29 protein-coding genes are annotated in these 25,872 nt (G+C 34.9%); 24 read left to right on the plus strand and 5 right to left on the minus strand.

Features of this window, described 5'->3' with window-relative positions; all coding sequences use genetic code 11:
- The first annotated feature begins 176 nt into the window (after positions 1-176).
- Both M948_RS40685 and M948_RS40690 read left to right on the plus strand, forming a co-directional pair.
- On the plus strand, positions 177-1,742 hold the full coding sequence (locus M948_RS40685; protein ID WP_021292374.1) for a BCCT family transporter: 1,566 nt from the start codon (positions 177-179) through the stop codon (positions 1,740-1,742).
- Between the two features lie 212 nt (positions 1,743-1,954).
- Positions 1,955-2,389: a hypothetical protein gene (locus tag M948_RS40690; RefSeq protein ID WP_021292375.1), complete on the plus strand. Its 435-nt coding sequence runs from the start codon at positions 1,955-1,957 to the stop codon at positions 2,387-2,389.
- A 212-nt stretch (positions 2,390-2,601) separates the two neighbouring features.
- On the opposite strand, the gene M948_RS40695 is transcribed toward M948_RS40690, so the two are convergent.
- The 3 genes from M948_RS40695 to ytvI all read right to left on the minus strand — a co-directional run bounded on the left by M948_RS40695 (position 2,602) and on the right by ytvI (position 5,644).
- Positions 2,602-3,066 (minus strand): hypothetical protein, encoded by a 465-nt coding sequence (locus tag M948_RS40695; protein ID WP_021292376.1) that lies wholly within the window; start codon positions 3,064-3,066, stop codon positions 2,602-2,604.
- A gap of 104 nt (positions 3,067-3,170) precedes the next feature.
- A complete protein-coding gene (locus tag M948_RS40700; protein ID WP_021292377.1) occupies positions 3,171-3,950 on the minus strand; it encodes a 2-keto-4-pentenoate hydratase in 780 nt (259 codons plus the stop codon).
- A gap of 572 nt (positions 3,951-4,522) precedes the next feature.
- Entirely contained in the window at positions 4,523-5,644 is a 1,122-nt protein-coding gene (gene ytvI, locus M948_RS40705; protein WP_021292379.1) for a sporulation integral membrane protein YtvI, read from the minus strand.
- A gap of 175 nt (positions 5,645-5,819) precedes the next feature.
- On the opposite strand from ytvI, the gene M948_RS40710 reads away from it, so the two are divergent.
- The 12 genes from M948_RS40710 (at position 5,820) to M948_RS40760 (ending at position 13,917) form a co-directional block, all read left to right on the plus strand.
- Positions 5,820-6,470 carry a PAQR family membrane homeostasis protein TrhA gene (locus tag M948_RS40710; protein ID WP_021292380.1) on the plus strand — a complete coding sequence of 217 codons (651 nt, stop codon included), beginning with the start codon at positions 5,820-5,822 and terminating at the stop codon, positions 6,468-6,470.
- A gap of 184 nt (positions 6,471-6,654) precedes the next feature.
- A complete protein-coding gene (locus M948_RS40715) occupies positions 6,655-7,032 on the plus strand; it encodes a steroid Delta-isomerase (protein WP_021292381.1) in 378 nt (125 codons plus the stop codon).
- A gap of 229 nt (positions 7,033-7,261) precedes the next feature.
- Positions 7,262-8,074 carry a YihY/virulence factor BrkB family protein gene (locus tag M948_RS40720; RefSeq protein ID WP_021292382.1) on the plus strand — a complete coding sequence of 271 codons (813 nt, stop codon included), beginning with the start codon at positions 7,262-7,264 and terminating at the stop codon, positions 8,072-8,074.
- A 274-nt stretch (positions 8,075-8,348) separates the two neighbouring features.
- Complete coding sequence (locus tag M948_RS40725; RefSeq protein WP_031335794.1) at positions 8,349-8,858, plus strand: YfiT family bacillithiol transferase; 510 nt, start codon at positions 8,349-8,351, stop codon at positions 8,856-8,858.
- A gap of 100 nt (positions 8,859-8,958) precedes the next feature.
- Positions 8,959-9,489 carry a hypothetical protein gene (locus tag M948_RS40730; protein WP_021292384.1) on the plus strand — a complete coding sequence of 177 codons (531 nt, stop codon included), beginning with the start codon at positions 8,959-8,961 and terminating at the stop codon, positions 9,487-9,489.
- A 155-nt stretch (positions 9,490-9,644) separates the two neighbouring features.
- Positions 9,645-10,130 carry a DinB family protein gene (locus M948_RS40735; protein ID WP_031335795.1) on the plus strand — a complete coding sequence of 162 codons (486 nt, stop codon included), beginning with the start codon at positions 9,645-9,647 and terminating at the stop codon, positions 10,128-10,130.
- Positions 10,131-10,292: 162 nt separating this feature from the next.
- The gene (locus M948_RS40740; RefSeq protein ID WP_021292386.1) at positions 10,293-11,273 is read left to right on the plus strand and encodes an alpha/beta fold hydrolase; all 981 of its coding nucleotides are present in this window, start codon (positions 10,293-10,295) and stop codon (positions 11,271-11,273) included.
- A gap of 221 nt (positions 11,274-11,494) precedes the next feature.
- Positions 11,495-11,971, plus strand: coding sequence for an SRPBCC family protein (locus M948_RS40745; protein WP_021292387.1), 477 nt, complete (start codon positions 11,495-11,497; stop codon positions 11,969-11,971).
- A gap of 242 nt (positions 11,972-12,213) precedes the next feature.
- Positions 12,214-12,690, plus strand: a complete 477-nt coding sequence (locus tag M948_RS40750; RefSeq protein ID WP_021292388.1) for a hypothetical protein — start codon at positions 12,214-12,216, stop codon at positions 12,688-12,690.
- Between the two features lie 46 nt (positions 12,691-12,736).
- On the plus strand, positions 12,737-13,240 hold the full coding sequence (locus M948_RS0122305) for a hypothetical protein (protein ID WP_031335801.1): 504 nt from the start codon (positions 12,737-12,739) through the stop codon (positions 13,238-13,240).
- A gap of 210 nt (positions 13,241-13,450) precedes the next feature.
- A complete protein-coding gene (locus M948_RS40755; RefSeq protein WP_021292389.1) occupies positions 13,451-13,699 on the plus strand; it encodes a hypothetical protein in 249 nt (82 codons plus the stop codon).
- A 32-nt stretch (positions 13,700-13,731) separates the two neighbouring features.
- Positions 13,732-13,917 (plus strand): hypothetical protein, encoded by a 186-nt coding sequence (locus M948_RS40760; protein ID WP_021292390.1) that lies wholly within the window; start codon positions 13,732-13,734, stop codon positions 13,915-13,917.
- Between the two features lie 243 nt (positions 13,918-14,160).
- On the opposite strand, the gene M948_RS40765 is transcribed toward M948_RS40760, so the two are convergent.
- The gene (locus M948_RS40765) at positions 14,161-14,583 is read right to left on the minus strand and encodes an SgcJ/EcaC family oxidoreductase (protein ID WP_021292392.1); all 423 of its coding nucleotides are present in this window, start codon (positions 14,581-14,583) and stop codon (positions 14,161-14,163) included.
- A 127-nt stretch (positions 14,584-14,710) separates the two neighbouring features.
- Between M948_RS40765 and M948_RS40770 the strand changes: the two genes are divergently transcribed.
- From M948_RS40770 to M948_RS40800, 8 genes are all read left to right on the plus strand, one after another.
- Positions 14,711-15,211, plus strand: coding sequence for a MarR family winged helix-turn-helix transcriptional regulator (locus tag M948_RS40770; RefSeq protein ID WP_021292393.1), 501 nt, complete (start codon positions 14,711-14,713; stop codon positions 15,209-15,211).
- Between the two features lie 109 nt (positions 15,212-15,320).
- Positions 15,321-16,133: a pentapeptide repeat-containing protein gene (locus M948_RS40775; protein WP_021292394.1), complete on the plus strand. Its 813-nt coding sequence runs from the start codon at positions 15,321-15,323 to the stop codon at positions 16,131-16,133.
- Between the two features lie 175 nt (positions 16,134-16,308).
- The gene (locus M948_RS40780; RefSeq protein WP_021292395.1) at positions 16,309-16,530 is read left to right on the plus strand and encodes a DUF3953 domain-containing protein; all 222 of its coding nucleotides are present in this window, start codon (positions 16,309-16,311) and stop codon (positions 16,528-16,530) included.
- 78 nt (positions 16,531-16,608) lie between these two features.
- Positions 16,609-17,862, plus strand: coding sequence for an MFS transporter (locus M948_RS40785; protein WP_021292396.1), 1,254 nt, complete (start codon positions 16,609-16,611; stop codon positions 17,860-17,862).
- Positions 17,863-18,500: 638 nt separating this feature from the next.
- Positions 18,501-18,890 (plus strand): YrhK family protein, encoded by a 390-nt coding sequence (locus tag M948_RS0122310; protein WP_021292397.1) that lies wholly within the window; start codon positions 18,501-18,503, stop codon positions 18,888-18,890.
- A 231-nt stretch (positions 18,891-19,121) separates the two neighbouring features.
- Positions 19,122-19,838 carry a hypothetical protein gene (locus M948_RS40790; RefSeq protein ID WP_021292398.1) on the plus strand — a complete coding sequence of 239 codons (717 nt, stop codon included), beginning with the start codon at positions 19,122-19,124 and terminating at the stop codon, positions 19,836-19,838.
- A gap of 265 nt (positions 19,839-20,103) precedes the next feature.
- Positions 20,104-20,700 (plus strand): DJ-1/PfpI family protein, encoded by a 597-nt coding sequence (locus M948_RS40795; RefSeq protein WP_021292399.1) that lies wholly within the window; start codon positions 20,104-20,106, stop codon positions 20,698-20,700.
- 134 nt (positions 20,701-20,834) lie between these two features.
- Positions 20,835-21,374 (plus strand): GNAT family N-acetyltransferase, encoded by a 540-nt coding sequence (locus M948_RS40800; protein WP_021292400.1) that lies wholly within the window; start codon positions 20,835-20,837, stop codon positions 21,372-21,374.
- A 265-nt stretch (positions 21,375-21,639) separates the two neighbouring features.
- On the opposite strand, the gene M948_RS40805 is transcribed toward M948_RS40800, so the two are convergent.
- Complete coding sequence (locus M948_RS40805) at positions 21,640-22,869, minus strand: esterase-like activity of phytase family protein (RefSeq protein WP_021292401.1); 1,230 nt, start codon at positions 22,867-22,869, stop codon at positions 21,640-21,642.
- A 445-nt stretch (positions 22,870-23,314) separates the two neighbouring features.
- On the opposite strand from M948_RS40805, the gene M948_RS40810 reads away from it, so the two are divergent.
- Positions 23,315-25,144 carry a MotA/TolQ/ExbB proton channel family protein gene (locus M948_RS40810; protein WP_021292402.1) on the plus strand — a complete coding sequence of 610 codons (1,830 nt, stop codon included), beginning with the start codon at positions 23,315-23,317 and terminating at the stop codon, positions 25,142-25,144.
- Positions 25,134-25,826, plus strand: coding sequence for an OmpA family protein (locus M948_RS40815; protein WP_021292403.1), 693 nt, complete (start codon positions 25,134-25,136; stop codon positions 25,824-25,826). Before M948_RS40810 ends, M948_RS40815 begins: the two co-directional genes overlap by 11 nt.
- Positions 25,827-25,872: the final 46 nt, after the last annotated feature.

Genomic DNA, 25,872 nt, shown 5'->3' on the forward strand with positions numbered 1-25,872 from the left:
TTGATATTTACACACATATTATTCCAATGTAACTACTTTATCTACATACTGAAGTAGAGGAATGACACCTATGAAAATAGGTGTCACTTTTAGTTAAATCAACTTTCAATTACGTTTACAATGATTTTTAATGTGGTATTACAAAAAATGTATTAATCATCTTGGAGGTAATTGATGTGAATGAAACAGGAAAAGAATCGAGAAAACGAAAACTAATTGATCACAAGATTTTTGCCCCTGCACTTATTATTATTATTGCAATCAGCATTCCATTATCCATGTATGAAGACGAATCGCTGCAATTATTAAATACTATTTTTGATAAACTTGTAGACGTATTTAGTTGGGGATATCTCTGGTATGGGCTTATTTTACTAGGAGCTGGACTCTACCTTTCATTTTCAAAATATGGAAAAGTTGTATTAGGTGATCCTACGGAAAAACCACGGTTTACTTTGTTTGAATATGCTTCTATTTTAATTGCGATGGGATTAGGATCCACCATTATGCGTACAGGCATAATTCAATGGGCAAATGTTGCAGTTGATCCACCTTTTGGTGTAGAACCGCAATCGACAGAAGCATTATTATGGGGGAATTCGTATAGTATGTTTCTGTGGAGTTTCCAAGTATTTGCTGTTTTTGTTATGGCTGCTCCAGCAATGGGGTATATTTTGCACGTGAAAAAACGTCCACTTATGCGTATCTCTGAAGCATGTCGTTCCATCTTTGGCGATCGCTTTACAGATGGTCTAGGTGGAAAAATTTTAGATATTATTTTTCTCATTAGTATTTTAGCAGGAGCAGCAGTGACCTTAGGATTGGGTGCGCCTATTGTGACATATAATCTGGCTGAATTATTAAATGTCGAATTAACTTTCGGATTAACCTTGATTGTGACCATTGTATGGGTATTTTTATTTTCAATAAGTGCCTATTTAGGAATTGAGCGTGGAATAAAACGATTAAGTACATTGAATATGTATCTAGCTGGGGCATTTGCTTTATTTATTATGTTTGTAGGTCCAGGAGTTTTTATTCTTAATTACTTTACAGACAGTGTTGGTTTTTTATTATCGCATTATATTGATATGTCATTTCATACAAATGCTTTAAATCCTGGGGAATCCTCCCATATTGAAAGTCATACTATATTCTGGTTTGCTTATAATGCGACATGGGCAATGTTGCATAGTGTTTTTGCAGCAAAAATCTCTCGTGGTAGAACGATTAAAGAGATGATTTTAACATACCTTATGGCACCAACATGTATTTCTTGGATTGCGACTGGTGTTCTTGGTGGTCTTGGTATACACAGCTATCAATCGGGTGAAGTGCCGGTGTTAGATATCGTCTCTAATCAAGGTGCAATGACAGCGATCCCGGCAATTTTAACATCATTGCCATTATCGAATATTATTCTAGTGTTGTTTATTGTCATCGCAATGATTTTCTTAACCACAACACTAGATTCAACTACTTATACGATTGCTTCCTATGCGGGTACTGAAAATATGAGTAAAGCAGAGCCATCAAAGCATCTTCGGATTATTGTAGCTGCGGTAATCGCTGTGTTATCACTTATTTTAATGAGAATCGGTGGTTTAGCACCATTAGAAGTCGTCTCAGGTTTGATGGGAATACCGATAATTGCAATTCAGTTACTAACCATTTATGCAGCTAAAAAAATGATCGATGAAGATAAAGCTTGGCAAACAAATGTGAGAGCAAAGAATAAGTAATAAAAACTTCTCGTTGGTGGGACGATACTGCCAAATGAGGATTAGTCTTTCTGAATGTGCTCGTTTCAGTAGAATTCTGCTTATTAGCATACAGATGAGGTCACGCTATTATAATCGTTTTATTAGTATCGTATTATTGGTATACTCTAAGTGACAAGCTAGAAAAAATGGTAAAGTAAAGAATTCACTTATAAAAGGAGAGTGTGCTCATATTGGTTGGCGTAGAAATTGATATGGTTGTTAAAGATAGTTTAAAAGCATTGGAATTATACGAAAAGATATTTGACATTGAACGTGTTGAGGTTTCAGATTTACCCAAAGGTGAAAACGAAGTAATTTTTAGCCTTTACGGTGTACGCTTTCACATGTTGGATGAAAATGCTGAATTTCAATTGATTGCACCAACCCAAGATGACCCAAAAACAATTTGGTTCAATGTCTCTGTTCCTGACATCAATGAAACGTATACAAAGGCAATAGATTTGGAGTGCACGGAGATACAACCGGTCACGGAGCTACCTGACTACGGAGTATCAAATGCAATATTTATGGATGCTTTTGGATATGTATGGATGCTTCACCAAATCCATAAAGTAGTGAGTCATGAAGAACGTATAAGACTCTGGGAGGAAAAAAGGGGTCGTTAATATTGGGATGATAGAATAAAAAATTGGTTCTTCAAACAATGGGTGCAAATATCACTATACAAGAATAGAACTTCCAATTTTATGGAAGTTCTATTCTTTGCGTAAAATAACTATAACCTTAACAGGATCTAACTATTCATAAAGCCTATTCCCGAAGGAGTGAGTTTTTCATCAACTTAATCGGTTTATAAAGAATAAGAGGTATAGAAGCTCTACTCTTTCTCTTTATCCGCTAATCGTACAAATCCTTCTTGTTGTAAGTGATCTGCAGCGCTTCTGTATGTCTCAAACGTTCCATCAAGCATATCACCAGCATACACATTCCACAAATCAAAGTCATGTACCAAGGAAAGAGTTTGTTCTTCTCTATTTACCCATGTTTCTGTAAACGGTTCGGCTTCCGAAAGTGAATCAATCGATTGTTGGATAATATGACGCAGTTCCTGTTCGCTGAAATTACGAATATTAACCATCCCTTTAGCGTCCATTGGATATTCTTCACTAATCATTCCTGCATAAACAAACCCATTTCCATTTGGATGTAGACGATAGACAACAATCTGCTTATCCATCACACTCCCTTCATAATGAAAATTCACTCGACCAAGCGACACATGATGACGTGTTAACGCAGGAAAAGATTCAATAATTTTTAGTTTTTCTTCAAATGTAAGCATGTTACCTCCAACGACTTGTTATTGTTCAATTTTTCATTATAGCATGTAGCAGGTCTGAAAGACGAGAGAAAGCTAATTCTCAAGTACAAAACGTTATGTTCGTATTAAGGTTCAAATGTGATTCTCACCTCACCTATATTGGTGAAAATGGCATTATAAGTTCCTATTTCTACAGGTACGGGTGAAATAAACGTCCCAGAGGAAATTACCATTCCTTTTTTTAAGTAAACATTACGTTGAGCAAGTTTGCTTGTTAACCAGGCAACAGAGGAAGCTGGATTGCTAAGCACTGTCGCAGAAAGACCTTCATTTATTTTTTTCCCATTATGGTATAGATCCATATGTATGGTTCCTAACCTGTCAAAGTTAGGCGTATCAATAGGGGATGATAGAACAACATGACCTGTAACACCATTATCGCAAAGCAGATCAGTAAGATTAAAGTTTGGAAACCAATTTTTATATCGAGAATCAGGAATTTCCAGGCCAGCAGCAATGGTGCTATTTGCTATAATTTCATCTTCTTGAGCACCAAGTGATAAGTCATTCGTAAGTACAAACATTAATTCAGGTTCCACAAGCGGCTCATTCATTTCCGCAAGTGAAAGCTTTGATGCATGATGGAGAAGATTAGTGCTTGTTAATGTACCATAAGCTGGTTCGTGCGTATCTGCCAAAGCTTGTGTTTCTGGACTAGTCATACTTATTTTATAACCTGCAATTTGCTCATTATAAAGTTTACATTTTTTTAGGATCAATTGATCTTGAACATCATAAGCTAAATTTTCATCCAAGGTATGATTGTTTCTAATAAAATCGATTGGAATCCTAGATTCATATGCTTGTAGTATCTTCTCGGCAACTAATTCTATATTTTTTGACAATCCAAACACTTCCTTTGTTATGAAATAGCAGTAGTAGTTTTTAAATATAACATACATATGATTTGAAATGTTTCTCTCTAAAAATATTTATTCATTTTCTAAATATAAGTCAACCAATATTGAAAAGTTAGAGCAGAAGGTTATATTCGTTATAAAAGAAAAGTAGAACCTTACCAATCGATGTATCTGTGCTTGATTACGTAATTTGGAAGTGAACAATTGTCACAAGTGGACGAGGCTGATTATGAGCGAGGTTTCAAGCTACTTGTAAATGATGAAGTGATTGCTCATCAGCAATTACAAGCGGAAAATTCGGGTATTTAATCTGTGTTATCCAATTCCTACAGCGTTAACAAAAGGGAAAAAAAGTTGCTGGAGGTATATATGAAATTCGTGTATAAATCGATATGCCACTTTTAACATGGAATAGCTTAACATGCGTTAATAACTGCTACCTGATTGACTTTACTTCATATTCATTCAAGGAAAGGTGTACTAATAAAACGAGACCGCTGAAGAGCAGGTCTCGTTTTATTATAAAATAGCTTATAATCTTACTTGCTTCCCCCGTTTTATTCTTCTTTAAAACCATTTTTTATAAAGTTTCCAAGGTCGTTAAGTACCCCGATATCTTTAAAAATAACACCGATAATCAAGATCAGTGGACCTAGGAATATACCTACACCACCAAATATTTGCAGCCCTACAAATAGTGAAATTAGAATAGCCAGGGCATGGAGATTCAAGCTCGTCGATAATATTTTGGGTTCAATAATTTGTCGAACTGCTGCGGTGATTCCGTATAGTAAACCTAATCCAATGCCCATTCCTATATCTCCGGTAAACAACATATACACCGCCCAAGGAATCAAGATTGTACCAGAACCTAAATAGGGAATGATTTCTGCAATGCCAACGATAATTGCGATTGTCAAAGCGTGTTCAGCTTTTATTATTAACAGCCCAATGAAAACAATAAAAGAAGCGATAAACATTAAAATTATTTGTGCTCGAATAAATCCAAATACACGATGTTTAAGAATATCCCAGAATGAAGTTGCTTTTTCCATTATCGATGTAGGAATGCTTTGATGAGCGCGATAGAAAATACGTTCCCAATCCTTTCCGATAAAATAAAATGCAATAAATATAAATAAAATAGCAAGCAAAAAGGAAGGGACAATTATAAACAATTGTGTTAATCCATCAACTATGCTGCTGCCTATTTGGGTTAACGAAGCTGCTAAACGGTTCCCTAATGATGCAATGCTGTCCTGAAGTTGGGCTTGTTGTTTTGGTGTAAACACATCCATCGCATTTCCAATTTTTTGCCATAATGGAAAAATAGAATCATTAAAGAAATGCTGTGCCTGTGTAGATGTTGTTTGAATCCATTGTGGAAGCACTTCAGAAATTCTTCTTACTCCAAAGATGATTAAGAAAACAATTCCGGTAATTGCACCAAACAAAACTGCTAAACTGATTAGTAAAACAACAAATACGGCCAATCCATTAGGAACGCGTACTTTAGAACGGATCAACCGAACCAGCGGATAGAACATCCAAACGAGAAGAGCAGCTATCCAAAAAGGGTAGGATACTTTAAATATCCACGTAGCAACCCAAGAAAGTGAAAGTATAGAAAGAAGCACGATTGTAAATCGTAATATAATCATCGCATGGTCTCTTGTCATGATATGCCCGCCTTACATAGTAAATTCATTGATGTATACTATGATATCAGATAATTGGTTTGTAGAATATTTTCAAGTTCGTAAGGGAAATTATTTAAGAACAGGTGTATGATTGGTATACTACGATAATAAAATTTAATGGTCAATATCTAACGAAGTAAGGAATGATGAATCATTGGCACAAACACATATATTTACGAAAGGTGAGGAAATAGCAAATGCGATAACACATGGCATAGGCGCATTATTAAGTATAGCAGCTTTAATTGTGCTTATTGTATATTCATCCTTATATGGTACGGCATGGCATGTTGTTAGCTTTACAATATTTGGTACGACGATGGTGATTCTTTATTTCTCATCGACCCTCGTCCATGCCTTCCCACCAGGAAAAGCGAAAGATCTGTTTGAAATCTTTGATCATTCATCCATATATTTGTTTATTGCGGGTACGTATACACCATTTACTTTTCTAGTCATTCAAGGAACTTTAGGTTGGACAATGTTTGGCATTGTTTGGGGACTTGCAATTGCTGGAACCGTATTTAAAGCATACTTTGTAAAAAAGTATTTGTTTACTTCAACCATGCTTTACATTGCTATGGGGTGGATGGTGACATTGGGTTGGAATCAGATCATTGAGAATTTACATCCGGGTGGGGTAAAACTGCTAGTTGCTGGAGGTCTCTGTTATACGTTTGGGGCTGTCTTTTATGTTTGGAGAGGATTTAGTTATCACCATGCAGTTTGGCATCTATTCGTTATTGCTGGAACAACAGCTCATTTCTTTTGTGTATTACTCTATTTATTGCCAATAAATAGTTGAAGAAGAATGGAAGGGGTATAATAAAGCAAGAAAATTTTTATATACGATGTACGATGTAAGCAACTTCTTCTAAATAGAAATCTATTGCCTTAAACCTGACTAAGGAATGGACGCATGCTGTAAGTGTTGCTTGACGTATAAATAGGTAATAGAATGAAAATAAAAACAGAAAGAAGTGAGATACATGCTTACAGAAGCAGAGATGAAAGCAAATATGCAACGTTACTTAGATGGTTTCAATAAAAATGATCCTGAGAAGGTAATCTCCCTTTTCGCAGCGGATGCTCAGGTAGAAGACCCCGTAGGAAGTGAGAAACTAATCGGAAAAGGTAGCCTCGCAGATTTTTTTCGCCAGTCAGTAGCTTCCGTTGAGCAATTAAAATTAGAAGCTCCGATTCGGGGTTCACATGGTAATTCTGCAGCGATGGCTTTTAGCATTCATGTAGAAAAGGAGGGAATAAAGACCATTATTCATTGTATTGATGTCATGACTTTTAATGATGCAGGAAAAATAATTGATATGAAAGCATATTGGGGACCAGAAGACGCTCAACAATTGTAATTGATGATTTTAAACAAACAGCAATATGATGCTTAACGAGAAAATCAATACTTTAATCTAGGATAGATATTGTAATATGGCTTTCCAACTAGCTTTGGGATACCTCTATTATCATTATAAATAATATGTCTAAAGGAAGGGTATCAATAATAGTATAAAGTAGGAGGAAGGTAAGACGTGAAAAACGCCCTTCTACTGAATCGCACAAGTTATTTAAGGGGTAATCATCATGGCTATTATTAGGGTGCTACGTGAACTGTTGAGCCGTTATTTTTCTTTTAAGGTATATGATCTGTCTGCACAAATGGCCTATTATCTTCTGTTGTCTATTTTTCCATTTCTAATCGTAATCTATTCTTTACTTCCATATCTTCCATTAAGTGAAGATTATATTATTGAATTGATTCGGCCATTTGCACCACAAGGGACATATAGTCTTATTGAGGGGACGGTATCAAATATATTAGCAAATCAGCAAATGGCTTCACTTAGTCTCTTAATTAGTGTTTGGCTGTCTTCCATGGGCGTACAATGTATGAAACGAATCTTCAATGATATCTATGCTATTGAAGAAAAAGAACCTTTCCTTAAGCAAATTGTAGAAGGTCTTTTATTAACAATCGGATTAATGTTTGCTATTTTATTCACGGTTGTCATTCCTGTTGTTGAACGTATCATGCGTCAATATTTGCAGGATGTTCATTTTATGGAACGATTTCAAGGATATTGGTTTGTCATTCAATGGGGAGTAGGGAGTGTATTTATTCTCATTTTCTTCATTGGTTTATACTATTTTGCCCCAAACCTTATATTAAGAGTAAGGCAAGTGTTGCCAGGAGCAATATTTTCAACGATCGGCTGGCAAGTTGTCTCTATTATATTTTCTACTGTTGTCAGTCATAATAATTATTCGGCTTTTTATGGGCAGTTAGGGAGCATTGTTATTTTAATGCTTTGGTTTTATTTTTCTGCAATGATCATAATTACTGGTGGATTGCTGAATACGATTATTTATCCAGTAACCTCCAGCGATCGAATTTGATACTGAACTTCGGATAAGTAATCATAAGCTATGTATGCATTCAACTATAAAATGCGCGTACAAATTCTGAAACTTCCCCATTAGGTGTACGTAGTCTAATGGGGTTTTTTAGGTTAAAAATAACATCATGATATTTGAATCTTGAGCCATATTGTTGAGGAAATGGATGTGGCATTGAAAAATTTACAGTTGTTCATACTTACGGTTTACAAGAACGAAGCCAGTTAGTTATATTAAAAGTAAGATTTGGAATAGGGGGGAAAGAGAATTGAAAATGGATGTGAGATACCCAATTGGTAAATTACAGGTTCCTGAAAAGGTAACATTTGAAAACATTAAAGAATGGTTAAAGCAAATCGAAACATACACGATTCGATTAGGGGATACTGTCAACGCATTAAGTGATGAGGAATTAAGCAAAACGTATCGTGATGGTAGCTGGACAGTTCGACAACTTGTTCATCATATTGCTGATTCTCAGTTGAACATGTACCAGCGTTTGAAGCTGGCTTTAACAGATGAGAGTCCAACAGTACCAGCCTTTGATGAAGAAAAATGGGCTATTCAACCGGATACAAAGCTTCCCGTAGAATGTTCTATAAAAATGTTGGAAGGTATCAATGAGCGCATCGTATCTTTGGGTCATCGTTTAACTAAAGAGCAGTTAGATCGAGCTTTTGTTCATCAGATGAATGGTAAAATAACAGTTGCAACAAAGGTTGCAAAATTAGCTTGGCATGAAGAGCATCACTTGGCCCATATAAAAATCGCATTATCAAAATAGCATCTTAGTTAAAAATTGGTTTATCAAACTTGATAAGCCAATTTTTAAAATGGGGAAAGAAAACAGTAGTTCTATTCAATGTCCTTGAAGGGGTGTATGTATGCGAAAGTTGTTTGTTTTACTTTGTTATTCTGGTGCTCTTCTATTTTTAGTTAGTGCTTGTGGAAACACAGACGAGGATGCTTCAGATTCTACAAATACTGCAGTGGGGCTTGGTCAGCGTTTTATTGAAGAATTATATAGTGTTGACAACTCTAGTTTTGATTATAATGGTATGACTGCTGAATCACTTATTCATGCTCAAAACGAATTTTCATCTTATTTTACAGAAAAGGAATTTGAAGAACTAGCAAACAAACGATTTTTTTTAATGCCATTAGAGGCGGCAAGCAATCAAAATAATACCATTTCCGTTCAAAATATTGAATTCGAAAAAACTGGCGGTGATCCAGAAGAAAGTAATTCACTTGATTTTGATCATTCCTTCACGTTGATATTTAAGGATCAAGAAGGAAACGAACAAGATAAGGTGAAGATTGAGGGGCAGATGACTGTTATAGATACAGAGAATGGATTAAAAATAGATAGATACCATGATAGTGAAATTCCTATTGAGAAGCTAAACCATTAAAGTTACCATTATTGTGATAAATATCGGTGAGTTATAATGACACCAGATAAACCAGATAAGGACATAAATAGAGGGATCTTAATGATATAAATAGAAATTAGTAATAAAATTTACTAATAAGTTCTGTGTACCTTTATTATGGAGGAGATGAAAATATATTGCAGGTTCAAGATGTTCTATTGGATCAGTTTTTAGCAAATGCCAATGACCCAAGCTGGTACCTTCCATTTACAGGATCAGTTCAAAATTTATCAGAGGAAGAAGCATTTTGGAGGCCTACTGAAGATAGTCATAGTATCGCTGAAATTGTACAGCATTTAATCTACTGGAATGAAACATGGCAAATAAGATACCAAAAATCAGATTTTAAAGCTGTTCCGTCTATGGAAGATAACAGTAAAAGCTTTATTGTTCCAGATCACAAAATGTTTCATGAATTAAGTGGGGAATTATTAGAGGTACTGTTACAATGGCAAGGTCTGCTTACAGAAAAACAACTCGAGAGGGATGTAAAGGGATTCCCTGTATCCGCTAAATGGTATGAGTTACTTGGAAATGCGATTACTCATAATGCCTATCATATTGGTCAAATTGTTTATATACGGAAGTTGCAAAAAGGTTGGAAGCGTAGTGATAAGTAATTTTATTAATTCTTTTACTAGTGGGGGTAGCAATTAGGCCATTTCATCTATTTTAGCGTATCCATCTTGAGACGGAGTGATTACTACAACTTAAGTTTATTGTTCAAGCTTTTTATTTAGGATATATTCAACTTAAAAAGAATATATAGAGAAGGTAATCATATGAAGAAGAAAAATAAAATGAGTCTCTTGAAAATGATTGGATTTTTTTTGCTATTCATCATTTTAATCAGTCTATTATGGTTCATTTCCCATCAGGCAATGAACATATATGAAAAAAATTATTATCCTCCCATTGGTCAATTAGTCCGAGTGGACGGAGATCGAATGCATGTCTATACGAAGGGGGAAGGGGAAAACACAATTGTGTTGCTGCCCGGTCTGGGGACAACTGCTCCTGCATTAGATTTCGAGCCATTGGTAGATGAAATATCTAAACAGCATAGGGTTGTAATCGTAGAACCATTTGGATATGGGTGGAGTGATATAACGAACAAAGAACGAACTGTAGAAAATATAGTGGAAGAGATTAGGTTCGCTTTGCAAAAAGCGAATATAGAAGGTCCATATATATTAATGCCTCACTCTATTTCAGGGATTTATAGTGTGTATTATTCAAATAAATATCCGGACGAGATCGAAGCAGTAATTGGAATCGATGCTACTTTGCCGAAAGCAACAGCGTATTTTAATGAAGATCTACCTGCAATGCCTAGTATTATGAGATATGTTGCACCGACAGGAGTGGCAAGGTTATTATTATATATCGAAGCAGATGCTTATCTTCCTTTAGCGGAGACCGGAACATACACCGAAGAAAACCTACAGAAAACGAAAGTAATATCTGCTTGGAAGGCTTATAACAAGAACGTTGTTGATGAAGCAAATGAACTAAATAATAATATTGATAAAACAGATAATTTGTCATTCCCGATAGATATGCCAGTTTTATTTTTTACTACTAAAAAAGATAACGTAAATGATGAAGGCAAATCAAATGTAACCTTTTATCAATCCCAGTTAACAAAATGTCCTTTGAGTAAAATAGTCACTATAGAAGGGCATCATTATCTTCACTGGACTCACTATAAAGAGATGAGCGTTGAAGTAAACGAGTTCACAGAATCATTTAATGATAAGTAAGTATTATCTTAGGGGCTTTCCTTCAGAAATGTCTTCCAAATGATCTGCACCTGTTTAGAATTGTAAGATTGTTGAAGAACACAAGAATGATTTATTATTATATAAATGTTTGGTACTATAAATAACTATGTTGATGTTATTTCTGCCTAAACAAACGTTAAATTATTTGAAGTAGTAGAGAATAGCCAGACGTCAGATTGAAGGTCAGGGAGGATAATATGATGAATCAACTTGGAACACTACATGGGTCAAATGGCCGTTATGCTATAAGATTTAAACGTTTTTTCTTTTATCAACCGAAAGAAGTTTTCCGTGTCATTACGAATCCCAGTTACTTCTCCCAATGGTACCCTTTTGCAACAGGGGAGATGAACCTTAGATTAGGAGGTAAGATTGCCTTTGATGATGGTGAAGGGACGACATATGAAGGTATCATAACAGAATTAAAGAACCCCCATACTTTTGAGTTCCGTGAAGTTGATGATCTTATACGAATCTCATTACTGGAAGAGGATGAAGGATGCCAAATGGTCTTCACCCACATTTTCGATGATAAGGAAATGGCAATGTATATTGCTGCAGGATGGCATAGATGTCTGGATGCACTTCAACAAATAGTTAACAGACAACCAGTTGAATGGAAAGATAATTCAGCTGAGTTAAGGAAATTATATCGAGAAGCATTTGATAGATTTTGATAAATAGTATAGAAAAATCGTTATAGGAAGTTTCATTCTATATAAGGGCGCAATTCCAGAATATGAATTGTGCTCTTTTATATTAATATGTTCTCATATAATAGAGGGGGATTTATTTCGTAGTGATAATCAAAATGAAACAAATATAACTAAAAGTCTAGTATGAAGAATATTTCAAAAGTCTGCTGAAGAGCTGCTAAATATCCCAATTTTCTTTATACAGTAAGCGAGGGTTTTTGAAAGTGAAACATTATATATTTGTAAGCTTAGTAACGTGGTTGTGTTTCGGTTTAATACTATCTGCCTGTAAAAATCAAGAAGATGCTAACAATGATTACTTGTTACTAATGGGTGAAAGTGAAAGCTGGAACTTAAATAGTTATGAAATTGAGATAACACAAAAGGAGTTTAAAGCAGGCCATGGAACACTAAAAATGAAAAATAACAAAGAATACAATACAGATTCTTTTCAATTCGAAACACATGCTATCATTAATGACGAAGATAAAACGGTTCATTCTGGTTCGGTATCAGGGTTAGGGATTGACATAGCAGAAAAAACCACGGGAACCATTGAAGGTGGTACATACCTAAAGGAAAATGGGGAACTTATTTCACTTGACGACGTCAATGATATATATATGATTATTGAGTGGTGGAATCCGATCAAAAACAGAAAGGTTAAAGAACGGATCGATTTATATCATTCAAAAAAATAAATCTATTAGTTACAGCAAACATGTTGAAAACAACGAGGGGGAGTAAATGGATCCGAATGATTTAAGAAGAATGAGGACCCAACAAATGGCTATTACAAATGGTTTATTAATCATTTTTCTAATGCTTCTTTTTGTTATTACCTGTATTATGGATGTATCACTTTTTGTATTTGTTGGTGTTTTCCTACTGATTCAATCAATTATGGACTTGTTAAAGGGGGAGTCTACAAACAAATTCATTCCTGTTTTTGAACAGATAACAATTTATGAGAAACAAAAGATGGGAAAAGAATGGCTTAAACAACGGAAAATGATCTATATATGGAATTTTATCCTCAGCAGTTTTATGTTTTTGCAATACTACTTTTACAGGAATTCGGAAGAGGTTCTATTTGAAGTAGATGTTACTTTTATGTTCATAATCACCTTTACTGTTATTATTCTAGTAAACATTATCTCCTTCTACATTTCAGAAAAGTTGATAGAGCTAACTCAGAGGCAGATTTGCAAGGTTATACATGGAAAACAATTCTTCTATCTATTGCTATAGGTGCTGTACTTGGGCTTTTATTATTTTTTATTATTCTATTTTATATCCATTCATCTATCTCATATTTTAGTATAAAAGGAACTAATTAAAGTAACTGCTTGCTAATCCATGCTTAGACTGTCTAAATTAAATGGGCTTGTTTCTCAAATGCATAAATGTGCCTTTGTATCATTAATGACAAAAAGTGACGAAGAAAAGGGAGGGGGAAAAATGAGTACACATAAACTTTTAAATGTAATTGGTTTAGTAACAATAGTGTCAGTAATCATTTATTTTATGGCTTATAACCACGAATATAGTAAAGATAAAATCATTTCAGGATTAATTTTTTACTTAGCAGCAACCGTGATTTATTTTTTATTTGTGTATCTTTATCACAAAAGTAAACAGGGACAAAAACTCGTATTATATGGGTTAGGAATCATTACTTTGATTCTAATTTTTCTTCTCTTAGGATGATGAAATTCAAAGCTTTTAGGGGGAAAGACATTATGTTTAAGAAAAGCTTGAGATTTAGTTTAATATATTTTGCCATATTAACTCTTTGGCAGTTATTTGAAAATAAAAAGGTTAATTGGTTTGATAATATAGGGATAGGTTTTACGATGTTTTTAATTCTTCTATTTTATAATTGGTCAAAAGTTCCTTATAAATGGAAGAAACGCAAAGAGGAATAAGTGCATCTGAAAAGAGGGGAAGCAGGAATAAGAATGAAGCTATTTTTTAAATCAACTGGGCCTGTTACCGGAATAAAAGGAAAGATTCTGGATGTAAATAGAGAGGAAAGGCCTTGTAAAGCTAAGTAAACTGTATGAACAAAGCTGAAGTTCTTATTTTCCTTGGATATAAAAAATAAAAACCCCAATTACTAAGTATAAAAATGAAGAAATTGGGAGTCTAGTGGTGACATAAAAAAGGTTTTAATTGTTGTTCGAAGGCTCTTGAATTCGACAATTGTGGAATGCTGTTATCTTCCATTCTCCTCTATTTTTTACGACAACATTTGTGTTAATTGACTCTCTCTCGTCTGAATCGTGATTAGGGTCAGCAAGTTTCACTTCTCCCTCGCCATGAACAATGGCTACATCGGAGGTCACAAATCGAGGTTGTAACTCCATAGTAGAGCCTAGTTCCATCTTAGACCCTTTAAGTGGACCATCAAAAAGCCATTGATGAACATCGGAAATTTGTTTTCTCCCTTTTAAGTGCTGACCCATGAACGTAACGTAATCTGCGTCTTCAGTAAAACAATCTCCATATAGTGTACCATCCCCTTTGTTCCACGCCTCACCAAGATTTAAAAATAAGGTCTCGATATCCATGATATCTTTTTGCTTTGCCATATTTGGTGAACCTCTTTCTGTATTAAATTTGAATGTACATACGCGGTGTGATATAGTGAAAAGTATCTTGATGAATCAATTATCTCGATTAATCAAGATAATCTTATTATATGTAGGGAGGTACATTATGTCAAGTAATCATTTTTCTTCCGCGGAACTTACTTCAACACAAAGAGAGTTGATCCATGAATTACGTCTAAACAGCGGACGAGCTGTTATGTTTCACGAACTCCTCTCAGATAAATTAGGTTTGAATGCCACCGATCACAAATGCCTAGATTTTCTAAATCGCAGTGGACCAGTAACTGCAGGGCAGCTTGCTCAATTGACTGGTTTAACTACTGGGTCAATTACCAGTGTAATCGACAGATTGGAAGCTTCGGGATATGTTGGTAGAGATAAAGATCCTAAAGATCGTAGACGTGTTATAATTAAGGTGGTTCCCGAAGAAATGGAGAAAATTTCACCTATGTTCCAATCAATCTTTGAATCCACTGTTAAGATTTTATCTCAGTACAACGAAAGAGAAACAAAACTTATTCACGATTTTATCAAGCAATGTAATGAAATGACTTTAACTGTTATGAATCAATTTAACCAAGGGGAAAACGAGTCTCGTAAATGTTAAAGAGCCGCCGTTTCATTACATATCGAATGAAGTAATTTAAACTGTGTTAAATAAAGGTTTTTCATTTATACTAGAAATAAATCTAAGGGGAATGTGGAAGTGCAAACTAATGTATGATTATTTAAAATCAGATTGTAATAATTGTTTTGGTTTATGTTGTGTAGCCTTACCTTATACCAAATCGGCAGATTTTCCATTCAATAAAGACGGCGGAGAACCATGTCGAAATTTATGTTTAAATAATCGTTGTAGTATACATGATCAATTGAGAGAAAAAGGGTTTCGTGGTTGTGTTACTTATGAATGCTTTGGAGCAGGACAACATGTATCACAGAATATCTATGATGGTGGTGATTGGAGAAACAACTCAGAGCGTGCTAAAGAAATGTTTGCGGTATTTCCAATCGTTCAACAACTACATGAAATGCTTTGGTATCTCAATCAAGCTCTAAGCTTAAGGGAAACACAGTCATTTCATTCAAGTCTGCAAAACATTTATAAGGAAACGTTAAAATTAACGAAGAGAGCGCCTGAAGAAATTTTAACGTTAGACATTGCTGCACATAGAAGTAAAGTTAATGTTTTATTACTGAAAACAAGTGAATCGTATCGTATAGATCTAATTAATAAAGGTCAAAAGAAAAGAATAAAGAGAGGTTTAGATTACTTGGGAGCAAATCTAAAAGGGGAAGATTTACGAGGGATTAGTTTTCGAGGAACACTATTAATAGCAGCCGATTTAAGTCATGCTGATCTAAGAAAAGCTGATTTTATTGGTGCTGACCTCAGAGATGCAGACCTAAGTCATGCGAACCTAGCAGATGCTATTTTTCTGACACAATCTCAAATAAATTCAGCTAATGGAAATATCCATACGAAAATACCAAGCTTCTTAGAAAAACCAGAACATTGGTTGAAATAAAATTGCGTCACCGCATAACTATTATCGAACCATTTTTTAATTACAATCTTAAACAAAAAGGCGGAATAAGTTTTTAGTATAGAAAGGTCTATCTGAAATAAGGGGCAGCACCTCTATTGCTTATAGGGCCATGTTGTAGAGGAGACTTAATTTTATTTCTTGGGAGGAAGCACTGGTGAAACTAGTTCGAATAATTTTGGCGATAGTCGGGATCGCTTTATCCAGTTATGGTTTGATAACTGGTAAAACTGGAATAATATTACCTTATGTTTTATTGTCAATGGGAGTCATGCTTCTTGTGATGGGGATGACTGAATTTCAAAAACGAAAACCAATCGCTTTTACAACATTCCTTGCAGCTGGATTTAGTCTTTTCGTTGGAATCTATACTTTATAAAGCGATCGGTCACTTTTCCTGCATAAGGATCCGTGCTCTATTTTAGAGCCATATTGAATAATATAGGGAGTCACGTTTATGATAGAAAACGTAAAGAATTGGAAACATCCTTCCATATTGTTGTCTTCGATTGGAATTTCAAATATCGGCGACTTTATATACTTAGTAGCGATAAACATCATTGTTTTTCAGCTTACCAATTCAGCAGCGGCGGTTGCAGGGCTTTGGATTATCGGTCCAATAACGAATATCATAACAAAATTCTGGACAGGTAGTTTTATCGATTATCGAAGCAAGCGGAAAGTAATGGTGATAACTTACATCGTTAGAGCGGTGTTCATCGGTATGATTCCATTTACTTCAAACATGGTAATAATCTACGGGATTCTCGTTGTTTTAAGTGTGGCAAATGCTTTTTTTTATCCATCATCAATGACATATGTTACACTGCTCGTTTCGAAAGAAAAAAGAAAGCGCTTCAATTCAATTCGTTCATTTGCGAGTTCTGGAGCATTTATTATCGGACCTGCGATCGGTGGTTCGCTTATATTATTAACATCTGTGGAAACAACATTATGGCTCAATGCAACATTATTTGTTATCTCTGCGATTTTGTTATTTTTTCTCCCTGAAATTGAAAACATTGATAAAGGAACCATACCGACATTGACAGTTTCACAAGTAATTCATGACTTTAGGGTTGTTGGTAAGTTTATTTTTAACCATAAATATGTATCTTTTATTTATTTTGGTTTTATTATGATCATGATTTTTTCATTTGCCATGGATACACAAGAAGTTGTTTTTACTCAACAAGTAATTGGACTTTCTGAATTTGATTATAGCTTGTTAATTAGCATAACCGGGATTGGTTCTGTTGTTGGTGCCATTTTTCTGTCGATTTTTTCGAATACATTTTCACTCAGGTATATGATTTCAATTGGTCTAATCATGATGACTATTGGTTATGTCATCTATGCATTCTCGTGGTCTTTTTCATCAATTGTTGTCGGCTTCGTAATCTTGGGCTTTTTTAACGTGTTCTTAAATGCAGGAATGATGACTTTCTATCAAAACAACGTCCCTGTTGAAGTAATGGGAAGAGTCACAAGTATTTATCAGTTAGTCCAAAGTGCTATTCAGGTAATTTTTGTTCTTGCCATTGGAGTTGTAGCAGATTTTGTTCCCTTGCGGATTACGATTGTCACCTTGGCACTTGTTATGTTAATTTTATCTTTTATCTTTTCAATTTTAGTGCTAAAGCCAAATAAAAAATCGATTTACCGAGAAGACGATAGAGGAAAAGAGAAATTATATAAAGTAGTAAAATAGATTGTTAAATCAAAAGGCCACTTAACATAAAAACAAACAGGTTATGAATAGCGCTTTGTTAAGTATATGAACGTATGAAATCGCAGATGGATCCAACAACTATAACTAATTTAAATTCCTTGCCCCTGACGTTACGTTAGGGGTTATGCTATGTATAAAAGATATGATGGAGGGGAGGTAATGATGGAGAAAAAAGCGTATGATACACCGAAAGTGATTTAGTTAAGCTACAAGACACAAAACCTGCTTCCTGTAGATACATTTTCCATTGTTGCACCTAAACCTAAGGGTGTGGAAATGTCCATTACGACTCAGGAATTTAAATGTATCACTTGTGAACCACTCTATCGTTTAAGTTGACGGTTAATTGAAGGAAAGCAGCATTATCTGTCAAGAATGTTTAAAGGAGTAGACTAAACAAGTACTACAAAAAATCAATAACGTTTTGAGTTAAAAGTTTAGGGAAGATATTTATTGATTAAGAAGTATTTGAATGCCGTTTGAAAAACAGTGTTTATAAAAGACTTAAGAATCAGTATAACTGTAATTGGAATTAAAATTAGGTTCCTGTTTTTAAAGGGAAGTTAGTTTTACCGTTTTCATGTTATAAATCTTTTGGAGTTAAGGATGGTATGGAAATGAATAATCAAGAAAAAAAGAAGCAAAATTACAATTCAGAAATTGATATTGATATTGGAGACCATGAAATTATTATTAAAAAACGTTATGAATTCTACTACACGTTGAATGACATTCTTATTGCCGTTTGGTTTATAATTGGAAGTACGTTCTTTTTTTGGGAAGGTACTAAAGAGGCAGGAACATGGTTATTCCTTATAGGAAGTCTTGAACTTCTTATTCGACCGTTCATTCGTATTAGTCGAAATATCCATTTGCAACGCATTAGTACCAATGGTTCCGATTCATCCGCAAATGACTGGAAGATTTCAGAGATGATGGAAGAGACACAACAAAAAGTTAACAGCCTTGAAAGAGAAATCAGAAATCTAAAAAACAATAACAAATGATGTGATATTAACATTAAGGGGATCAAGAAAGGGATAAGGACTTGCACCAGCTTTACATTAATGTGAGAACGAGTAGACTAAATGAAGTCTACTCGTTTTTCATTCGCCAATAGACTGGTATTAACAGAAAAAATTAAGTCGAAATAATTCATCCATTTAATTGAGAATCATTATCATTTATAGTATATTAGATAATAACAATACAAATTCAATAAGTAAGGAGAATATATCATGCAAATATACTGGACTAAAATAAATAAGATTATTGAAGAAACGCCTGAGGTTAAAACGTACATGCTAGACTGCCCGGAAGACTTTACATGGGAAGAAGGTTCACACACCCACTTTGCAATGGAAGGATTTAATGCCGGAGAGAAACCAAACCGGAGCCTGGTTCGCCACATGTCCATCTCCACTTTGCCCTACGAAAATTCCATCGGTATTACAACGCGTATCAGAGAGCAGTGCTCTGAGTTTAAAATAATTTTAAGAAATCTTGAGGTCGGCAGTGACGTTGCCCTATTTAAAACGCATTCGAATGTACCATTGAAAAGAGAAGATAAAAATGTGTACCTGCTGTCATCAGGTGTTGGCCTGGCAACTTTCAGACCATTAGTACTTAATTATTTCGAGCGTGCTGACAACGTTAATCAAATGCATTCATTGAACATCGATTCATCAAGTAATTTCTTATTCACTGACATATTTAAATCTGCACCTGACAAGCAGTTCACATCACATTTCGTTGATAACCGTAAAGACTACTATAATGAAGTGAAAAATCTTGCTGCGGACAAGGACGGCCTCTTCTATGTTGTCGGCAGCGACGAATTCCTCGTGCAGAATATTGAAGTATTGCATGATCAAGGGATCAAGCCGAAACAAATTATGCTAGACAAGCATGAACAACAACTGCCTGAGTTTTTGTCATTTGATTTGTCAATTTAAGTGAGACAAAATAGTTTCTTCGTAATCACTAAAAAGATGTTCCATTAAAGCGTAGCAGATAATCAATGAAAGGGTGGCTACATGGGTGTTTTTTAAAGAAAAGGGTGCATATCCGGAGGAGGGATATGCCCTTTTTTGCATGAAAGAGTCAGATTGTTGAAGGAATTTTTTGATCGGACCAGATTTGTTTGGAAGATTAAGTTGAAAAATTGCTGATTTTACTGTTAAATAAACAAATATAAAATTTTAAAAGGAGGAATCCCATATGAATAAAAGACAGTGGAGAGTAGGAATTTTTTTATTTGATGATGTAGAGGTTTTAGATTTTGCAGGTCCATTTGAAGTTTTTTCTGTAACAACATTAGAACATGATGTAAAGCCTTTTATTGTTGAAACGGTATCCGAAAAAGGCAACTTAGTATACGCTCGAAATGGTTTAAAGATACAACCAGATTACAGCTTTGATTATATACCACAATTTGACATTCTCATCATTCCTGGCGGACTAGGGGCAAGAGAACGAGAAATACATAATGAGATTGTAATAAAGTGGATTGTAAATCAAATGCAAAAAGTTCAATTAATGACATCTGTATGTACAGGTGCCTTACTGCTAGCAAAAGCAGGTTTACTACAAGGAAAAAAATGTACAACGCATTGGGCAAGTCTTGATAGACTAGAAAAAGAATTTCCGGAAGTAGAAGTACAGCAAGGAGTTAAATTCGTAGATGAAGGAGATTTAATTACATCTGGAGGAATTTCAGCAGGGATCAATATGTCTTTTCATATAGTAAAACGATTACTAGGTTCCAAAATAGCTCAAAGCACGGCTAACAGAATGGAATACGATATGGTCATTTAAATCATTAATAGCAATCGAATACGCTGATCGAATCGTGCATCCTTCTGAATAGGTCAATTAGGAAGGAAGGATTTTTACATTGAAGATTGAGCATTTCTTAGTGAGATTGTAATTAAAAAATTGGAGGTCTGATAATGAAAATAAGATTAGTCCATGAAGAAGAATATAGTTTTATTGAAGACTTTGTATATGAGATATTCCAAAATACCAATTATTCGGACGGAGTAGCTGAAAAAGCGTTAGTAAGAGAGATCCGAGAAAAACACTATTATATTCCCCAGCTTGATTTAGTGGTTGAGAAAGAAGGTGTGATCATAGGTCACTTTATCCTATCAAAACTTCCAATTAGTAATAAGTATAAAAATAAGATATTGATGCTATCTCCAGTTTCAGTAGCAATTAATCATCAACGTCAAGGAGTTGGTAAGTATATGTTGCAGGAAGGTATTAAATTAGCTGCTAAACTGGGATATAAGGGAATAATTGTTGAAGGAGATAATCATTACTATCATCGCTTTGGATTTAGAACATCAACTGATTTCGGAATATATGCATCCGAGAAAAATCTTCCACCTTCTGAAGAGAATTTAATGGCTATGGAGTTATGTGAAAATGGTTTGGCCAATATTTCAGGTGAAGTGGATTATTCGATTTATGATGCATTGAGACATTGACAAGCAGTACGCAAGTTCCTTTTTTATTTTTTGTATTCATTTTTTGATCTAATTCATTTCCGTAAACGGAATTTTTGTGGATGATCATAGGAAGAGAATGATCAAACTAAAGTTAGTTGTTGGCTTCGCACAGTTGCCTATGCCCTAGAAAAAATACGTTTTAACGAACTTTCTGGATTTAAAAACGATATAAAGTTAGAAGAAGCTTTGTTGACAAACACAGAGCTTCTTCTTTGTTGTATTTTTCCTAATAATGTTTTTTCCTTTATTTATTATCGGGTATAACTTCCACAGCGATTATCTGTGTGATTTGGCTTCGATTGAAGTTATTGTCTGAAACCAAAATTAAGGTTTCATTTCCGTTTGGAAGCTTTTTGCCCCAGCTCATTGCCTCTACATTGTCCACTTTATCAAGGCCAAGGGTATTTAAGTTAACGGCCAGTTCCTTCTGCAATGGATTGATATTCTCTTTGTCTATTGTTTCCATGCTGCTGATGTCCGTTGCTCCGTTTACATTTATTTTATAAACACTTATATCGTTGCTAAAGCTACCATCTTCTGCTTGAATACTGGCACGTTCTAGCACTAAAAGTTCCTGATCATTGATAGCTAAAATCTCAGTCACACCATTGTCTGCATGCTTGCCTTCGCCTGGTTGTTCAGGAATAGCATCAATCGGGTAGGCATATTCACCCAATGTATTCCCATTTCTGTCATACTGGGTGATACGTGATAATGATCCTGATCTAGTTGTTGGGATGGAATCATCTTGCAGGAGCGGCCCTTCCATTGCCGTCCAGTAAGTTTTCCCATCCGCAGAGAATGTGCTTCCCTCCAATGCTAAGTTATTCCGAAAGTCTCTTTCATTTTGTTCATCCATTTTTATAGTCCCTGTTAAAGGCAATTCGGAAAGAAAGCCGCCATTTGGTGTGGCTTGATGAACCAATGGATCCAAACCAAGGGAACGATCGCCTTCACTCGTATACCAGATACTGCAGTCCATTGGATCAAAGCGAATGGACTCTGGATCTAAAACAATGCCATCTGCACCGTTAAGATACTGATTTTTATTCGGATAAACGGTCTCATCTGACTGTTTTAAGTAATTTACATCAACGAATCGAATTTTTTGAATATCTCTGGAATTGTAGTTCATTCTTGCTTCATAAAATCTTGCTGGATTATGGGCAGACCTATCATCGCTAATAATTAGCCATTTATTGTTGTAAGGGTTGTACGTGATACCGGAAAAACCGCCAACCACCGTCCCTTTGTAGGTCATTTCATGCGGGAGATTATAGGAGCCGATTAATCTTACATGGTTAATAGTTCGGGCCTGCTCTTCTTTTTTCTTGCTACCTAATTGCATGGCGGATTGAATTTCTTGGCTGCCGTTGGTTACTGAGTGAGAAAGTGCAGAGGTCATCACTGCGTTTTGCCCTGAAAGGAACAAAGCTATCAAACCCATCAATACATACTTGCAAAACTTAATCATAACATCACTCCTCTATTAAACTATGATTGAAAACCATTATAGCGGAATGATATTAATAGTATTTAACTTTTTATTATAAATTGTGTAAAGCTAGAGTTAGGACTCCTTATACTTATGAACTTGAAGAAGGGGAAATAGAAATAACAAAACTGAGAAAAAAACGATTGAATAAAAGTAAGTAATTCTAATGAAGGAGTAGTACAATAAAAAAATTAATACTTATATCGCCTCCGGTTATCCATACAGACAAAGAAAATTACAACAATGATCTGAATTCTTGCGTTCGTTTAGCAGAAAATGGGTGATTTAATTGTTTGTTTTGTTGAAGGATTTTTATTTTGTTTCAAATTCTCCTCCTCTCCATTAACTTGTACACATGATTCCTTCTACCCTTGAATAGCAATAGTATAGAGATGTGAAATACATGCTATAGGGAGGAAATCAAATGGTGCAAGCCATTCTTGAATTATTTACAAGTGAGCAAAAAGCAGAAACAATCCTTACTAATCCGATGATTGAGTTTATTTTTATCGTTTTGTTTGTAACGTTTCTTGCCGCTTTGTTCATTCATTTGTCGTTGTTTAATAAGTTGAAGAAATTAAGAAATTACTTAAAAGAGACCGATCGGATGGATATCGAACCATTAGCTTCTTTTAAAGATCAATATAATAAGAAACAAAAACAGGAATCCGTAAAGGCAGAAACGTTTGTACAAGAAAAATTCTCAAGCTGGCGCTTGTTTCATATGCCAGTGGTCAGCTTAATTAAAATGATTCAAATGACTGTGTCGGCATTTATTCTCATTGGGGTATTAGGAACATTTATTGGGTTAACATCATCATTAGGCAGCATTGATATCGAAGGGAATGATCTAGTTGAAGGGGTAGCTGGTGTTCTAGCTGGTATTGATGTTGCATTTTATACCAGCATTGCGGGGATGGGTTTTTCATTGGTTATGACAGTATTGATGAAAGTCCTTAATACGGAATTTATGCTGACAGATATTATGTTAATGACAGAATCTAAGCTAGAAGGACATAAACAACATGGCATGAATCGACTAATTGATGTATCGGAAATGATAAATGATTCCATACGTAGTTTGCAAGAAACCAATCAACAATCATTATCAAATATGGAAGCTGCATTTTCTGGGTTTCAGGAGTATACAACAGGACTTCAAAAATCTGCAGAAGACTTAGCGGCATTTAATGACGGACTTTCTGAAAACCTTCATCAATTCCAACAATTGTTTGACTATATGACAGATGTTACGGATGGTTTTGCAGAAGGAACGAAGCATTTGAACGAGAATTTTGATTCGTTATTTTCCTATTTCAAACGTATGGACGGTAGAAATGAACGAATGGCAAAAGCGTTTGAGAATACGTATGAGAAAGTAAGAGAAGTATCTAAAGCTCAACAAGAAACATTACAGCAATTTGATGATTCTGTTGGCGATATAAAACAATTTACTTCTTCGTTATTAGAAGATCAAAGCGGAATGCAGTCTAGATTTGAACAAATACAGGAAAAAAGCAAGCATCTTGTTGATCGCATGGATGAACATAACCATACATTTAGAAAAGTATTTGGTGAGGATGTTTCAACAAAATTAACAGGGATAATGACACAGTTACGGGAACTTTCCACAGAATTTGATAAGATGGGACACTCTATGGTCAAATTACCAGAGGCACTTCAGGTAATTAATCAAACACAGTCCGAATACAAGCATCTACTATCTGATCGGTTTACTGAATTAAAAGAATTTAATCAGCAGTTTAACCAACATTTAAAAGCTCATTTGGCTGATTCTATGACATTTGAGAAGCATATGCAAGAAGCTGCAAGCACCTATGAACAGATGGGGATGAAGAATAATCAGTTTATTCAAGAAATAAACGCAACAATGAATCAAATGAGTCAAGCTTTTCAACAAAGAGAGAACCAACTAGAAACGAGTGTAGGAATGATGAAAGATACCTTAGCTAATTATGTTAGTAATTTAGAAGGTTCGCTTGGTAATAAGCTGGATAAAGTTGGTCAGGCAATCCGCGATTATATGCAAGGGGCCAATGATGGAATTCGTAATGAGTTTCAAGAATTACGTCGGGTATCCGATGCAAATGAGCAAAATCAGGCCCGGTTTATTCAACAGACATTACAAGATTTAAATCGCGAAATTCAAATCTTAAATCAGCAGTTGACGGCTTTTGCACAACGGACAGCAACATCGAATAATCCGATAAGGCTGAGTCAAAATGAATACTAAGTACCAACGTCTGTTTAAACAAGACCAGGAGGATGGGCATTTCTGGCCCTCTTTTACGGATTTACTGACGACGATTTTACTTTGTTTTATGCTCATTTTTATTTGTATGATGGTGATTAAATCCTTACAAATTGAAGAAATGAAGGAAACGTTAGATCAAATTATGGGTGTGCGTGCAAAACTGGTGAATGATTTGAAAGAAGAGTTTAGTGGATCTGAACTCGGCGTAGAGGTTGATGAGAAGACGGGGGCAATTATTTTTAATACAGAAATTCTCTTTGAATATAATGAAGATAAATTAAAACCGGAGTCTTTTACTTTTTTAGATGAATTTGTGCCGAAATATTTGGACATTTTATTGCAAAGCGGTTATGAAGAATATATAGCGGAGATTATTATCGAAGGCCATACCGATCGAGATGGGACGTATTTGTACAATTTAAAACTCTCACAGGATAGGGCGTATAGTGTGGCATCGTATATATTAGGAGGTGACTTTCCGTATAAAAATATACAACAACATCTAAAAGATAAGCTTACTGTAAATAGTAAATCATTCTCGGATATTCGTACGGATAATAATGGTGATTATAGTGCAAATGCATCTCGCAGAGTAGAATTTAAATTTCGCTTAAAGGATGAAGAAATTCTTGAAAAAACACGAGAGATTTTAGGGAAATAAGATTGATAGATGCATATAAGAATTGTAGACTATAAGAAAATAGTTT

It is taken from the genome of Virgibacillus sp. CM-4, assembly GCF_000445495.1.
Classification (GTDB): Bacteria; Bacillota; Bacilli; order Bacillales; family Amphibacillaceae; genus Virgibacillus; species Virgibacillus salexigens.

Excerpts from the sequence above, each read along its gene's own strand:
- M948_RS40695 (WP_021292376.1), bottom strand. The coding sequence starts at position 3,066 with ATGCTTACATTTGAAGAAAAACTAAAAATTATTGAATCTTTTCCTGCG.
- ytvI (WP_021292379.1), bottom strand. The coding sequence starts at position 5,644 with ATGACAAGAGACCATGCGATGATTATATTACGATTTACAATCGTGCTT.
- M948_RS40715 (WP_021292381.1), top strand. The coding sequence starts at position 6,655 with ATGCTTACAGAAGCAGAGATGAAAGCAAATATGCAACGTTACTTAGAT.
- M948_RS40720 (WP_021292382.1), top strand. The coding sequence starts at position 7,262 with ATGGCTATTATTAGGGTGCTACGTGAACTGTTGAGCCGTTATTTTTCT.
- M948_RS40725 (WP_031335794.1), top strand. The coding sequence starts at position 8,349 with ATGGATGTGAGATACCCAATTGGTAAATTACAGGTTCCTGAAAAGGTA.
- M948_RS40730 (WP_021292384.1), top strand. The coding sequence starts at position 8,959 with ATGCGAAAGTTGTTTGTTTTACTTTGTTATTCTGGTGCTCTTCTATTT.
- M948_RS40740 (WP_021292386.1), top strand. The coding sequence starts at position 10,293 with ATGAAGAAGAAAAATAAAATGAGTCTCTTGAAAATGATTGGATTTTTT.
- M948_RS40745 (WP_021292387.1), top strand. The coding sequence starts at position 11,495 with ATGAATCAACTTGGAACACTACATGGGTCAAATGGCCGTTATGCTATA.
- M948_RS0122305 (WP_031335801.1), top strand. The coding sequence starts at position 12,737 with ATGGATCCGAATGATTTAAGAAGAATGAGGACCCAACAAATGGCTATT.
- M948_RS40755 (WP_021292389.1), top strand. The coding sequence starts at position 13,451 with ATGAGTACACATAAACTTTTAAATGTAATTGGTTTAGTAACAATAGTG.
- M948_RS40760 (WP_021292390.1), top strand. The coding sequence starts at position 13,732 with ATGTTTAAGAAAAGCTTGAGATTTAGTTTAATATATTTTGCCATATTA.
- M948_RS40765 (WP_021292392.1), bottom strand. The coding sequence starts at position 14,583 with ATGGCAAAGCAAAAAGATATCATGGATATCGAGACCTTATTTTTAAAT.
- M948_RS40770 (WP_021292393.1), top strand. The coding sequence starts at position 14,711 with ATGTCAAGTAATCATTTTTCTTCCGCGGAACTTACTTCAACACAAAGA.
- M948_RS40775 (WP_021292394.1), top strand. The coding sequence starts at position 15,321 with ATGTATGATTATTTAAAATCAGATTGTAATAATTGTTTTGGTTTATGT.
- M948_RS40785 (WP_021292396.1), top strand. The coding sequence starts at position 16,609 with ATGATAGAAAACGTAAAGAATTGGAAACATCCTTCCATATTGTTGTCT.
- M948_RS0122310 (WP_021292397.1), top strand. The coding sequence starts at position 18,501 with ATGAATAATCAAGAAAAAAAGAAGCAAAATTACAATTCAGAAATTGAT.
- M948_RS40790 (WP_021292398.1), top strand. The coding sequence starts at position 19,122 with ATGCAAATATACTGGACTAAAATAAATAAGATTATTGAAGAAACGCCT.
- M948_RS40795 (WP_021292399.1), top strand. The coding sequence starts at position 20,104 with ATGAATAAAAGACAGTGGAGAGTAGGAATTTTTTTATTTGATGATGTA.
- M948_RS40800 (WP_021292400.1), top strand. The coding sequence starts at position 20,835 with ATGAAAATAAGATTAGTCCATGAAGAAGAATATAGTTTTATTGAAGAC.
- M948_RS40805 (WP_021292401.1), bottom strand. The coding sequence starts at position 22,869 with ATGATTAAGTTTTGCAAGTATGTATTGATGGGTTTGATAGCTTTGTTC.
- M948_RS40810 (WP_021292402.1), top strand. The coding sequence starts at position 23,315 with ATGGTGCAAGCCATTCTTGAATTATTTACAAGTGAGCAAAAAGCAGAA.
- M948_RS40815 (WP_021292403.1), top strand. The coding sequence starts at position 25,134 with ATGAATACTAAGTACCAACGTCTGTTTAAACAAGACCAGGAGGATGGG.